This is a genomic window from Vannielia litorea, assembly GCF_018424695.1.
GTDB classification, from domain to species: domain Bacteria; phylum Pseudomonadota; class Alphaproteobacteria; order Rhodobacterales; family Rhodobacteraceae; genus Vannielia; species Vannielia litorea_A.
The window spans coordinates 1-12,397 of sequence record NZ_QTNQ01000099.1 but is presented as its reverse complement, the minus strand read 5'-3'; the positions used below and the strand labels follow the sequence as shown (position 1 = coordinate 12,397).

The window sequence follows — 12,397 nt, the reverse complement described above, 5'->3', positions numbered from 1 at the left end:
TTTATCCAAATAATTCAAATCACTACGACGCACTCCTCATGTTGCCGCCACGCCGTGGCCAGCGCGAGAGCCAAGTCACTCAGTGAGACTCGGGGGGCCCTCGTGGCACAGGTGGGCCACCTCTGGGGCGTGGAAGACACCGCAACTCCGCTGGCCCAGGGCGAGAAGCTGGTCGCGCTGGTGCCGGGCGCGCGCCTCTGGAAGCTAGACGGCCTCGGCCATATCCCGCAGATCGAAGACCCCGCCGCCTTCATGGCCGCGCTGAAGGACGCGCTCGCCTGGATGGAGACGCAATCCAATTGAGCGCCTTGCGGCGCATTCCATGTTTTGTTTGCCGCCCGGTCGCTGTCGTCAGTCCATGAAGCCCAGCGACGGGTCTGCGCAAATGGCCTCCACGGACAGCCTCTCGGAGACCGTGCGCACGTGGCGAAGGAAGGCAATCATGTCGGGCAGCGCCTCACCATAGGCGGCCACCGCGGCATCGAAGGCTTCGGCATCTTCGTCGAACATCTTCATCCCGATCCGTGCCCGGAACTCTGCGAGCCCGCCCTCTGCCGGAGTGGGAAAGATCGCGGCAACCATGCTTGGCAACCGGAATGCCGCCCTCAACTTCGCGGCCTGCACCATCTGAGCCTCGGTCGGCGCCGCCATCCTCGGTGCCGCACGGCGGGCAGCAAAATCGTAGTCCAGTGACGTGCCGAAGCCGCGCACCACGCGCTGAAACCGCGCCTCTCTGTCCGTGGGCGCGTCCTTGGCCAGCAACGGCGCCAGCGCCCGCACCTCGCAGCCCGCCATCTGCGCAATGGATTGCTCGAAGATCACCGGCAGGGCGGCAATCGCCAAAGCGTCGTCACCGCGCACCTCGAAAAACTCCAGTGTCGTGCCAGCGCTGTTCAGGGTGAACCCGTGGTCGCTTGGGGCAAAGCGGGCCATCTGGAGAAAACTGATGGCGAAGTTGGTGTAAACGGCGTCCTGCGGCATGCCCAGGTGGGTTTCGGTGGAGGGCTCGATGGCCGCCGCCCTGTCGATCTTGAAGCGATCCAGCACCAGTTTTCCGGCGTCGATCCGCGCGGTTGCCGTGGCCGCCTGTACCCTTGTCTCGCAAATGCCCTCCCGGTCGCAGGCCTCGTAATCGAGCGGGATGGGATGGACGAACTCCAGCGTCATTCGTTCGCCCTCGAAGGTGAGCACCACCGAGCGCGGCAGCACATGTTCGGGCCAGATGAAGCTGCCCAACATGAAGCTCCCCTGCGGCGGGGCTTCGGCCCGGGCGGGAAGGGCGGCAAGGGCAAGGAGGGCGGCGACAAGGAGCTGTTTCATGCCTGCGAGCCTGCGCTGTCAGCAGCGGCAGGGCAAGGGGTGGAAACCCGGCGTCCCCCGCGCTATCCCGACCCGGAACAACGGAGGCGGGCATGGCATTTTCACTGGCAACATGGAACATCAACTCGGTGCGGCTGCGCGCCGACCTCGTGGCGCGGCTGATGCGCGAGGAGGGGCCCGATGTGCTCTGCCTGCAGGAGTGCAAAAGCCCGGTCGACAAGATCCCGGTCGAGATCTTCCAGGCGCTGGGCTACACCCACATGGTCGCCCGCGGGCAGAAGGGCTACAACGGCGTGGCGATTCTCTCGAAGCTGCCGATGGAAGAGGCTGGCGCCGCCGATTACGCCAAGCTCGGACACGCCCGCCACATCGCCGGGCGGCTCGAGAACGGCGTCACCATCCACAACTTCTACGTTCCCGCCGGCGGCGACGTGCCCGACCGCGAGGTGAACGAGAAGTTCGGCCAGAAGCTCGATTATCTCGCCGAGATGCGTGATGCCTTCCACGCCGACGCGCCGGAAAAGAGCATCCTGGTCGGCGATCTCAACATCGCGCCGCGCGAAGATGACGTCTGGGATCACAAGAAACTGCTGAAGATCGTCAGCCATACCCCCGTAGAGGTGGAGGCCCTGGGCGCCACGCAGGACGCGGGCAAGTGGGTCGATATCACCCGCAAGGACATCCCCGAGGGCCTGCTCTACAGCTGGTGGAGCTACCGGGCGAAAGACTGGGACGCCGCCGACAAGGGCCGCCGACTCGATCACATTTGGGCCACGCCCGACATTGCGGGCGCCGGCCACTCGAGCCGCATCCTGCGCCCGGTGCGCGGCTGGGAAAAACCGTCGGATCACGCCCCGGTCTTCGCGGACTTCGATCTGTAGCGCGGGACTAGCCGTTGGGCCGTGGGGGGTTCACACCCCCACACCCCCGTGGAGATATTTAAAGCAAGAAAATGAACAGGGGCGGCTAAAGTTTGAGTCAAATTGTCCATTTTCTTGCTTCAAGTATCTCCCGCCGGAGGCCTCAAATCTTTTTGGGTGATGCCCCGCGGCCCGAGCCGCCGGCGAGGATAGGCCCAGTCGATGAGGCTTGTTCCCGCCGAGCGAAGCGAGGCCCCGGTCGACGCGCGAAGGCGCGGCGAACCTACGACAGATGCACCGCCAGCGCCTTGCCCAGGGCGATGTGATCTTCCGCCTCGATATGAATGCCATCCACCCGGCTCACCGAGATCACCGCGCCCGCGTCAAAGAAATCCAGGCCCCGCATCTCTGCCAGCGCCCGCAAGGCAGGCGCCAGCTTTGGGCCGACCTCGTCCGCCCCGGCAAATTCTGCCGCGAAGGCCCCGGCCTCTGTCGGGGACGGGGGCGCGACGAGCGTCACCCGTAGCCCGGGGTGCCGCATGGCCTCCTCCTCGCTCACAGCTATATCTAGCAGTCCGGCAATCCCGGCCGCGATTCTTTCTGCCGAGGGCTGAAACCGCGCCTTGCAGTCGTTCGTGCCCAGCATCAGCACCATCCGGTCCAGCGGCGCGTGGCTCCTCAGCGCTATCCGCAGGGCAGGGCGCGCATTCATGAAGGCACCCATCACGGGGTCGTCGTGTTGTGTTGTCCGCCCTGGCAGCCCCTCTTCAACGAGGCCCACCTCTCCCAGCGACGCCGCCATCACGCAGGGCCAGCGCACCTCGGGCCCGAAGCGCGCGTGGACGCCGCGTGCTTCGATCGGCGGCGTGCCGTGGGTATTGCTGTCGCCGAAACAGAGAATCCTTTGTGCCACGGTTGTCTCCTCACCTGATGCCTCCTCAGCTTTTCCGTTTCCCCCGGCGCTGTCCACGGGCAGGATGGGCGAAAAGCGAGGGTGCGTGATGGGCAAGTTGGGCCGCAGGGCCGTGGTGTTTGGCGCGGGCGCCGCCGCCGGGGTGGCAGGCGCGAAGTGGCTGAAGAGCGATGTGCCGGTGCTTGCGGGCACCCGCTCCATCGCACCAGAGGGCGCGGTAAACACCATGAACGACGCCTCCGGCCTCTCCCAAACGCCCGTGGCCAAGCATGTGATCCTCACCGATGACCCGGGCGAGGCTCTGGTGGCCAAACTCCGGGCCGAGCTGAAGGAGGCCGCCGCCGAGGGCCGCCCCGTCAACCTCGGGGCCGCGCGGCACTCCATGGGCGGCCAGGCCATTCCGCGCGAGGGCACAGCGATCAGCTATCGCAACCCTTTCGTGGAGCTGGATAGCGCCGCCAGCACTTACCGCGCCCATGCCGGGGCCCGCTGGTACGAGGTGATCGCCGCGCTCGATCCGCAGGGCTTCGGCCCCGCCGTCATGCAATCCAACTCCGACTTCGGCCTCGCCGCCACCTTCAGCGTCAACGCCCACGGCTGGCCGGTGCCTTACGGCCCCATGGGCTCCACCGTGCGCTCAATGCAGATGGTGCTGCCCGACGGCGAGCTCATCACCGCCAGCCGCAGCGAAAACCCGGACCTGTTTGCCATGGCAATGGGCGGCTACGGGCTCATCGGCCTCATCACCGAGATAGTGGTGGATATGGTGCCCAACCAGCGCCTTATCCCCACCTTCCGCCGGATGGACGCCGAGGCCTTCGCCCCCGCCTTCCGCGACGCGGTGGACAACGCGCGCATCCCCATGGCCTATGGCCGTCTCAACGTGGGCCGCGCCGACTTCCTCTCCGAGGCTCTGCTCATCACATACAGCGAAGACCCGGAAAGCACCGAGATTCCGCCCGCCGAATACGCCTCGGGCTTCACCTCTCGCGCCGCCGCAAGGCTCTACCGCTGGCAGCTTGGCAACGAGCGGATGAAGCGCTTTCGCTGGTGGACGGAGGCACGCTTCGCCCCCCTCATGGCGGGCGCGGCCAACCGCAACGCGCTGATGAACGAGCCGGTCGTCACGCTGGACGATGGCGACGAGCACCGCACCGACATTCTCCACGAGTATTTCGTGCCCTTCGACCGCTTCTCCGATTTCCTCCAGGTCTGCCGCGATGTGATCCCCGCCAGCTACCAAGAATTCCTCAACGTCACCCTCCGCTTCGTCGACACCGACAGCACAAGCTGGCTCTCCTACGCCCGCGTGCCTCGCATCGCCGCCGTGATGTCCTTCTCCCAGGAGATAACCGCGCGAGGCGAGGCCGACATGGCCCGCATGACCCGCAGCCTGATCGAAGGCATCAACGCCATCGGCGGCGCCTACTACCTGCCCTACCGGCCCCACGCCACGCTCGACCAGCTCATGGTGGCCTACCCCCGGGCGCAAGAATTCGCCGCCGCCAAGCGCGAGATCGACCCGGGGCTGCTGCTCCGGAACAACCTTTGGGACAGCTACCTGGGCCTGCTATGACACTTCTCCGCCTCATCGCCTTCGGCTATTTCATCGCCCTCCTCGGGGCCGCCGCGCTCAACTACATCCCCGGCATCACCGACAGCACCGGCCTCGCCTTTGGCATCTTCGAGCTGGATATCTTCGATGATGCGCTGCACCTCGTTTCCGCCCTCTGGGCGCTGGGCGCGGCGCTCACCTCGCACCGCGCCTCGCGCATCTTCCTCCTTCTCTTCGGCGCGCTCTACCTCGCCGATGGCGCGATGGGCCTCGCCTTCGGCTCCGGTTACCTCGACATGGGCATCTTCACCAACGGCGTGCTCGATCTGCCCTTCGGCTTCAAGATCCTCGCCAATCTGCCCCACATCGGCCTCGGCGGCTTTGCCCTCTTCGCTGGCCTTTTCCTGGATCGCAGATGATCCGCTGGCTCTGGAAATGGCTCAAGCGGCTGCTCGTGGTGGACGTGCTGCTGCTCATCGCGCTGCTCTCGCCGGTGGCCTATGTCGAGGTCGCCTGCCGGGGCACCCCCGTCATCGCCGAGCCCTACGAGCCGCTGCTGCCAGAGGCGTGGCGCCGCCCCGAGGGCCGCACATTGATGACCTACCCTGAGTGGCACATCGTCCATGCCTATGACGATTACGCAGAGGTCATCACCGAGGGTGACCCGCATGATTTCGGCTACCTGAACGCCGTGGGGGGCTTCTGGGGCTCGCTCTGCGCCCTGTCCGAGGCCTCTCCGCCCCATGGCGGCTTCGACTGGACGACCAAACAGACAATCTACGTCATCGGCGTCAGCTTCACCGCCGAGCTGATGCTGAAGGCCGCCTACGAGGAAACCATCGGGCGGTTTTACACCTGGCGGCGGGGGCCGGAGCATTCCACGCTGGATGACATCTCTGCCCGGCAGGCCCGCGACTATGCCGAGTTTCTCCAGCAAACCCCGTGGTACAAATGGGATTTCAAGGCCGACATTGCCGAGCAGGCCGCCGCCTCCGAGGACACGCCCCGCGACAACGAGCGGCGGCTTGCGCTGGGCCTCGAGTTCTCCGCCAAATCCGCCTACGCCGGGGTGATCGAACAGGCCGTGGCCGGGGTCGGCGCCGACGCGCTGCGGCTGCGCATGGTGGTGCAGGCCACGCCGGAACAGGTGGCCGGTCTGGAGGGCGTCGAGATTATCGAAACCGGCCCCGAGGGGCTGGTGCTGGAAACCCCGCGCTACCGCGAGCTGACCGGTCTGATAAAGGAAATGGCCGCGCGCGGTGTCGAGTTCGTGGAGATCGCGGGCAACGACGACATCATGCTGACGGCCGTGGCAGACGCGCCCCTCCCCGGTGCGCTCTATTCTCGGGGCAGGCAGGGCTACGGCGATACCCGCTCGCTGGTGCTGATGAAGGTGCCCGCGCTGGCTGGCTTCCTGCGCGACAACGCGGCTACGGTGGAGCATGTCCACGATTATTAAGCGCGCCGCGCTCATCGCCCCGCTGATCTTCGTCGCATGGGTCGCAACCATGGCGCTGGTGATGCGCTTCTCCGACGCGGCCCCGGCGGCAGTGGTGATGTTCCCCTCCGAGGGCTTCATAGCCGCCCTGCCGTCCGATGCCGCCGTCATCTCCGCAGGCCCCGCCACCGTTACCCTCAAGTCCGACACGCCCGATTTCGCCGCCCGCCTCTATGCCGCCGGTGCCCTGCTGGTGCTCCCCGCCGGGCTCACCGGATGCCTTCCCCTGCCCGGGGCCCTTGCAAACAAGGGCTGAGTGCTCCATCTACCCCAGCAACAGATGATGGAGGCCCCGATGATCGAACTCGGCCAAGGCAACACCGAAACCACCCCCGCAGGCGACCTGATCAAGGACGTGAACGAAGCCGACTTCATGAAAGAGGTCATCGAGGCCTCGCAAGAGGTGCCGGTGATCGTCGATTTCTGGGCCACCTGGTGCGGCCCCTGCAAAACCCTCGGCCCGATGCTTGAAGCGGCGGTGACCGCCCAGAAGGGCAAGGTCAAGATGGCCAAGGTCGATGTCGACAAGAACCAGGGCATCGCCGGGCAGCTCCGCATCCAGTCCATCCCCACCGTCTATGCCTTCTTCCAGGGCCAGCCGGTCGATGGCTTCCAGGGCGCATTGCCCGAAAGCCAATTGAAGGAATTCGTGGCCAAAGTCGCCGCGCTCGCCCCCGAGGCCGACGGCGGGCTGGCCGATGCGCTCGCCGCCGCCGAGGAAATGCTGGAGGAGGGCGCCGCCGCGGATGCCGCCGAAGTGTTTGCCGGGGTGCTCGAGGAAGAGGCCGAGAATGCGCAGGCCTACGGCGGGTTGATCCGCGCCTATATCGCGGCCGGGCAGGTGGAACAGGCCGAGGGGTTGCTGGCCAACGCGCCCGAGGCCGTCGCCTCCAGCGCCGAGGTCGAGGCCGCCCGCGCCCAGATCGACCTGCTGAAACAGGCCGAGAGCGCCGGCCCTGTTGCCGAACTGAGTGCCGCCGTCGAGGCCGACCCCGACAACCATCAGGCCCGGTTCGACCTTGCCACCGCGCTCCACGCCAATGGGGATACCGAGGCCGCCGTGGACCAGCTGCTGGAACTCTTCCGCCGGGATCGCGAGTGGAACGACGCGGCTGCCAAGACCCAGCTCTTCACCATCTTCGATGCGCTGAAGCCGCAGGACCCGGTGGTGCTCAAGGGCCGCCGCAAGCTCTCTTCGATGATATTTGCCTGACGCGCGGCGCGGCCTACCTTGATGGCCATGATGCACTCAGGCGATCTTCCCGAAACGATCCCGATTTTCCCGCTGCCCGGGGCGCTTCTGCTGCCGCGCGCGCGGCTGCCGCTGCACATCTTCGAGCCGCGCTACCTCGCCATGCTCGATGATGCGCTGAAGACCTCCTCGCGGCTGATCGGCATGGTCCAGCCCTGCGAAGGCCCCAAGAACTGCGGCTGCGGGCCGGACAGGCTGCAAAAGATCGGCTGCGCCGGGCGGCTCACCGGGTTTTCCGAAACCGAGGATGGCCGCTACATGGTCACCCTCACCGGCATCTCCCGCTTCCGCATTCAGGAGGCGATTGACGGCTTCACGCCCTATCGCCGCGTCAAACCCTGCTGGAAAGGGTTTGATCGTGACCTCGGCCAACCCGAGCACGACAAGGGCTTCAACCGCGCCACCTTCATGCCCAAGCTCTGCCGCTACTTCGAGGCGCAGGGTCTCTCCACCGATTGGGACAGCCTGGAGGATGCCGACGACGAGCTGCTCATCAACTCGCTCTCCATGCTCTGCCCCTTCGAGGTTGAGGACAAACAGGCGCTGCTCGAGGCCCCCTCGCTCGAAACCCGGCGCGAAACCCTCGTCACGCTGATCGAGTTTGCCCTGCGCAGCCGCGAGGACGGCGAGGAAAGGCTGCAATGAGCGACACCGAGATCACCGCCCACTCCGGCGTCGAGCGGCACGTACTGGAGGCGCTCGTCTGCCCCGAAACCCAGGGCGTGCTGCGCTATGACGCCGAGGCCGGAGAGCTGATCTCCGAGCGCGCCCGGCTGGCCTTCCCGATCCGCGACGGCATCCCGATCATGCTGGTGGACGAGGCCCGCAGGCTGGACGACTAAGGCATTCGAACGAAGCGCCCGCACGGCCCGGATCGGCTTTCGCTCCACCATAGGGTGCGGATTCATGGCGCACCCAGCCTACAGCGCCTTCCCCTGCAACAACCGCGGCAAATCTCCCGTCAGCCCCGCCGCCTCGCGGATGAACCGCCGCCGCACATCCGGCAGCGCCGCCACGGCAGACACGCCCAAATCCCGCGCCGCTCGCAACAGCGGATTGTCATTCGAGAACAGGCGGTTGAACCCGTCGGTCGCCAGCGTCAGCGCGGTCCGGTCAAAGCTGCGCCACGCCCGATGCCGCTCCAGCACAAGGGAAGATCCACAATCCTCCCCGCGCCGCCGCGCCTCCGTCACCACCTCGGCCAGCGTGGCCACATCCCGCAGACCCTGGTTCAGACCTTGCCCCGCAATCGGATGAATCCCCTGCGCCGCATCACCCACAAGCGCCACCCGCTCGGCCACGATCCGCTCCGCCACCGTGAGGTTCAGCGGATAGGCAAAGCGCACACCTTCCAGCCGGATCTCGCCGAGGAAATCTCCGAACACCGGCCTCAGCGCCGCCAGAAACGCCTCGTCATCGGCCTTCGCCAATTCCTCGGCCCTCTCCCGCCGCTCCGACCAGACAATCGAACTCCGTTTCCCCGGCAGCGGCAAGATCGCGAGCGGCCCCGACGGCATGAAGAACTGATGCGCCACGCCCCCGTGGGGCAGCTCATGGGCCACCGCGCAGGTCAGCGCCGTCTGGCCATAGTCGCTGTCGCGCCGCGCAATCCCGGCCCGCCGCGCGGTGGGTGAACCGCGCCCGTCTGCGCCTGCCAGCAGCGCACCCCGCAGCACCCGCCCAGAGCCAAGCGTCACCGCCACATTGCCCGGATGCACCTCCTGCGCCACGATCTCCTCGCCCGCCAGCACCGTCACACCCTCGGCCTGCGCCAGCGCCGCCATAAGCGCGGGCCGCAGGTGCCGGTCTTCGATCATGTAACCCATCGGGCCTTCGTCGATCTCGCCGTGATCGAGGTGCAGGAAGCCCCCAAGCGGCCCCTCGCCGGGGCGCCCGTCTCCGGTCTTCACATGGAGGATCGGCTGCGCCTGCTCGGCCACAGCCTCCCAGACACCAAGCGCCCGGAAGAGCCGCTGCGAGGCCAAGGCCAGCGCATAGGCCCGCCCGTCAAAATCGGGCGACACCTGCGCGCCCGCTGGCAGCCGGTCCACCACCACCACCCGCGCACCGCCCTTCGCCAAGGCCAGTGCCAGCGACGCCCCTGTGAGCGCCCCGCCCGCGATGACTACATCCGCATCAAACATGAGGCGGACTATGGCCCGCTCGGCGGGATTGTCCATGGGGCGCGGCGTCGCTACCGTCGCCGCAACGAAGGAGACGCATATGGACTGGCAGGGCAAATCGGCATCCGACCTCGGACGGGCAATCGGGCGCGGTGAGATTTCGCCACTGGCGCTGACCGAGGCCATGCTCGACGCGATCGACGCGCATGCCTATGGCCCCCGCATCTACGCCAGAGTCACCCGCCCCCGCGCGTTGGCCGAGGCCGGGGCCGCCGAGGCCCGCGCCAAGGCAGGCACCCGGCGCGGCCTGCTCGATGGCGTCCCGATCTCCTGGAAAGATCTCTTCGACACCGCAGGCGTGGCCACCGAAAGCGGCTCGAAGCTGCTCGAAGGCCGCACACCCACCCGCGACGCGCTGGTGCTGGCCCGCGCCTCCGCCGCCGGGCTGGTCTGCCTTGGCAAGACCCACCAGACAGAGCTGGCCTTCTCCGGCCTCGGCCTCAACCCCTCCACCGCCTCGCCGCCCTGCGTGAACGACCATGACGCCGTGTCTGGCGGCTCCTCCTCCGGCGCGGCCACCTCCGTGGCCTTCGGGCTGGCCGCGGCGGGCATCGGCTCCGATACCGGTGGTTCCGTCCGCACCCCCGCGGCCTGGAATGATCTGGTTGGCCTCAAAACCACCTCGGGCCGCCTGCCGCTCACCGGCACCGTGCCACTTTGCACCAGCTTTGACACCATCGGCCCGCTCACCCGCACCGTCGAGGATGCCGCCCAGCTTCTCGCGGTGATGGAGGCAGGCCGCGCAGCCGATCTGCGCGGTGCAACCCTGCGCGGCACCCGGCTGATGGTGCTCGAAACCGTCGCGCTCGATGATCTCTCCGGCCAATCCTCCGCAGGGTTCAACAGCGCCGTCCAGCGCCTTCAGGGGGCAGGCGCGTTGGTGCAGCGCCGTGCGTTGCCCTTCGTCGCCGATGCCCTCGCCCTCTCCGGCCCGCTCTACGCCCCCGAGGCCTATGCCACGTGGATGGAAGAGATCGAGGCCGCCCCCGAAAAGATGTATCCCCCCGTGCTCACCCGCTTCCGGGGCGGCAAGGACGTGCCTGCGCATGAAAACATCGCCGCATGGCACCGCCTCCACCGCCTGCGCGCGGAATGGGCGCGCGCCACGGCGGGCTACGACGCGGTGCTGATCCCCTCGGTCGCCAATATGCCCCCCAAACAGCAGGCCGTTCTGGAGGATGAAACCCTCTTCACCGCCGAAAACCTGCTGGCCCTACGTAACACCCGCATCGGCAACCTCATGGGCCTGCCCGCGCTCACCCTGCCCACTGGCCTGCCCTCCACCGGCCTCATGCTGATGGGCACGCCATTGGGCGAAGAGCGGCTGCTCCGGCTGGGCGCCGCAGCCGAGCGCGCGCTGGCCTGACCCGGCCCCGAATTTTCGTACGAAAATTCGTTACCCCGGCAACCGTTTGACTCAAATGCCACAATTCCCGCCCGACCCGGACCAAAATGCAACGGTTTCGCTGGACGGGGGCCCTCCCCACGGCCTACTCTACCCTCAAAAGCGGGGCAAAGACCCTGCACCCGAGGCAGTAACGTACACACAAGATGACCTTTCCAGAGCGGTTCTCGAACCTGCCAGATTACGCCTTTCCGCGTTTGCGGAAGCTCCTCCACGGCATCGCGCCGGGAGGGGAGGTGGTGGATATGACAATCGGTGAACCGCGCCACGGCCTGCCCGGATTCGTCGCGCCGATCATCGCGCAAGCGGTTGAAGGATTTGCCAAATACCCGCCGAACGATGGCACGCCCGAGCTGAAGGCCGCCATAACCGGCTGGCTGCACCGCCGCTACGGCGTCACGCTCGACCCCGAATCCCAGGTGATGGCGCTCAACGGCACCCGCGAGGGGTTGTTCAACGCCTGCCTCGCCCTCTGCCCCGAGCGCGCGGCCAATGGCGACACGCCCACCGTGCTCATCCCCAATCCGTTCTACCAGGTCTATGCCGTGGCCGCCGCCGCCGCCGGGGCCGAGCCCGTGCTGGTGCCCGCAACGGCCGAAACCGGCTTCCTCCCCGATTTCGCCGCCCTGCCCGAAGACGTGCTCGCCCGCGCCGAAATTGCATACATCTGCTCGCCCTCCAACCCGCAGGGCGCGGTGGCCGATGCGCTTTACTGGCAAGAGCTGATCGGCATGGCCGAGGGCTACGGCTTCCGCATCTGCGCCGATGAGTGCTACTCCGAAATCTACCGCGACGCGCCGCCCCCGGGCGTTCTCCAAATCGCCGCAGAGCTGGGCGCCGACCCGGAGAAGATCGTCAGCTTCCACTCGCTCTCCAAACGCTCCAACCTCCCCGGCCTGCGCTCGGGCTTCGTCGCCTCCGGCCCCGACAACCTGCGCGCCATCAAGCAGCTGCGCGCCTATGCCGGCGCGCCGATGCCCCTGCCGCTCCAGCAGGTGGCGCAAATGGCCTGGACGGATGAAGCCCACGTGGAAGAAAGTCGCGCGCTCTACCGCGAAAAATACGCGATTGCCGACGAGATCTTCGCCACCTGGCCCGGCTACGTGCCCCCACAGGGCGGCTTTTTCCTCTGGCTCAAGGTGGATGACAGCGAGCAGGCCACCGTGAAGCTCTGGCGCGACACCGGGGTGAAGGTGCTGCCGGGGGCCTACCTCGGGCGCGAGGTAAACGGGGACAACCCCGGCGCGGGCTACATCCGCGTGGCGATGGTAACGAAAGATACAGACGAGTTGCAGGCGGGCCTCACGCGGCTCCGCGACTGCCTCGCAGGTTGAGGATCAGGACGAGGGACAAGATGGCATATCAGGCAAAACACCGTGACCCGCTGTTCGACAGCGCCATGCAGGCGGCA

The 12,397-nt window shown here is 67.1% G+C and carries 14 protein-coding genes; 11 read left to right on the top strand and 3 right to left on the bottom strand.

Annotated elements, in window-relative coordinates; genetic code table 11:
* The first annotated feature begins 102 nt into the window (after positions 1–102).
* A complete protein-coding gene (locus DYI42_RS21010; protein WP_213548692.1) occupies positions 103–303 on the top strand; it encodes an alpha/beta fold hydrolase in 201 nt (66 codons plus the stop codon).
* A gap of 48 nt (positions 304–351) precedes the next feature.
* Here DYI42_RS21010 and DYI42_RS21005 read toward each other — a convergent pair whose 3' ends face one another.
* A complete protein-coding gene (locus DYI42_RS21005; RefSeq protein WP_213548691.1) occupies positions 352–1,320 on the bottom strand; it encodes a hypothetical protein in 969 nt (322 codons plus the stop codon).
* A 92-nt stretch (positions 1,321–1,412) separates the two neighbouring features.
* Here DYI42_RS21005 and DYI42_RS21000 point away from each other — a divergent pair, with 92 nt between their 5' ends.
* A complete protein-coding gene (locus DYI42_RS21000; protein WP_213548690.1) occupies positions 1,413–2,201 on the top strand; it encodes an exodeoxyribonuclease III in 789 nt (262 codons plus the stop codon).
* 262 nt (positions 2,202–2,463) lie between these two features.
* On the opposite strand, the gene DYI42_RS20995 is transcribed toward DYI42_RS21000, so the two are convergent.
* Complete coding sequence (locus DYI42_RS20995; RefSeq protein WP_342344710.1) at positions 2,464–3,093, bottom strand: GDSL-type esterase/lipase family protein; 630 nt, start codon at positions 3,091–3,093, stop codon at positions 2,464–2,466.
* An 88-nt stretch (positions 3,094–3,181) separates the two neighbouring features.
* Between DYI42_RS20995 and DYI42_RS20990 the strand changes: the two genes are divergently transcribed.
* Genes DYI42_RS20990 through DYI42_RS20960 form a run of 7 tightly spaced genes read left to right on the top strand, consistent with a single transcriptional unit; the run spans position 3,182 to position 8,240 of the window.
* Positions 3,182–4,669 (top strand): FAD-binding oxidoreductase, encoded by a 1,488-nt coding sequence (locus DYI42_RS20990; protein ID WP_213548688.1) that lies wholly within the window; start codon positions 3,182–3,184, stop codon positions 4,667–4,669.
* The gene (locus DYI42_RS20985; RefSeq protein ID WP_213548687.1) at positions 4,666–5,067 is read left to right on the top strand and encodes a hypothetical protein; all 402 of its coding nucleotides are present in this window, start codon (positions 4,666–4,668) and stop codon (positions 5,065–5,067) included. The genes DYI42_RS20990 and DYI42_RS20985 overlap by 4 nt, the downstream gene beginning before the upstream one ends.
* A complete protein-coding gene (locus DYI42_RS20980) occupies positions 5,064–6,107 on the top strand; it encodes a hypothetical protein (protein ID WP_244868066.1) in 1,044 nt (347 codons plus the stop codon). Before DYI42_RS20985 ends, DYI42_RS20980 begins: the two co-directional genes overlap by 4 nt.
* Positions 6,091–6,402 (top strand): hypothetical protein, encoded by a 312-nt coding sequence (locus DYI42_RS20975; protein WP_244868065.1) that lies wholly within the window; start codon positions 6,091–6,093, stop codon positions 6,400–6,402. The genes DYI42_RS20980 and DYI42_RS20975 overlap by 17 nt, the downstream gene beginning before the upstream one ends.
* A gap of 39 nt (positions 6,403–6,441) precedes the next feature.
* A complete protein-coding gene (trxA, locus tag DYI42_RS20970) occupies positions 6,442–7,359 on the top strand; it encodes a thioredoxin (RefSeq protein ID WP_213548694.1) in 918 nt (305 codons plus the stop codon).
* A gap of 27 nt (positions 7,360–7,386) precedes the next feature.
* Positions 7,387–8,043, top strand: coding sequence for an LON peptidase substrate-binding domain-containing protein (locus DYI42_RS20965; protein WP_213548686.1), 657 nt, complete (start codon positions 7,387–7,389; stop codon positions 8,041–8,043).
* Positions 8,040–8,240: a Trm112 family protein gene (locus DYI42_RS20960; RefSeq protein WP_213548681.1), complete on the top strand. Its 201-nt coding sequence runs from the start codon at positions 8,040–8,042 to the stop codon at positions 8,238–8,240. The genes DYI42_RS20965 and DYI42_RS20960 overlap by 4 nt, the downstream gene beginning before the upstream one ends.
* Before the next feature lie 78 nt (positions 8,241–8,318).
* Here the strand turns inward: DYI42_RS20960 and DYI42_RS20955 are convergent, their stop codons facing one another.
* Positions 8,319–9,578 (bottom strand): UbiH/UbiF/VisC/COQ6 family ubiquinone biosynthesis hydroxylase, encoded by a 1,260-nt coding sequence (locus DYI42_RS20955; protein ID WP_213548680.1) that lies wholly within the window; start codon positions 9,576–9,578, stop codon positions 8,319–8,321.
* Positions 9,579–9,621: 43 nt separating this feature from the next.
* Between DYI42_RS20955 and DYI42_RS20950 the strand changes: the two genes are divergently transcribed.
* Both DYI42_RS20950 and DYI42_RS20945 read left to right on the top strand, forming a co-directional pair.
* Complete coding sequence (locus DYI42_RS20950) at positions 9,622–10,947, top strand: amidase (RefSeq protein WP_213548693.1); 1,326 nt, start codon at positions 9,622–9,624, stop codon at positions 10,945–10,947.
* Between the two features lie 185 nt (positions 10,948–11,132).
* Positions 11,133–12,320 carry an aminotransferase class I/II-fold pyridoxal phosphate-dependent enzyme gene (locus DYI42_RS20945; RefSeq protein WP_213548677.1) on the top strand — a complete coding sequence of 396 codons (1,188 nt, stop codon included), beginning with the start codon at positions 11,133–11,135 and terminating at the stop codon, positions 12,318–12,320.
* Positions 12,321–12,397 lie beyond the last annotated feature (77 nt).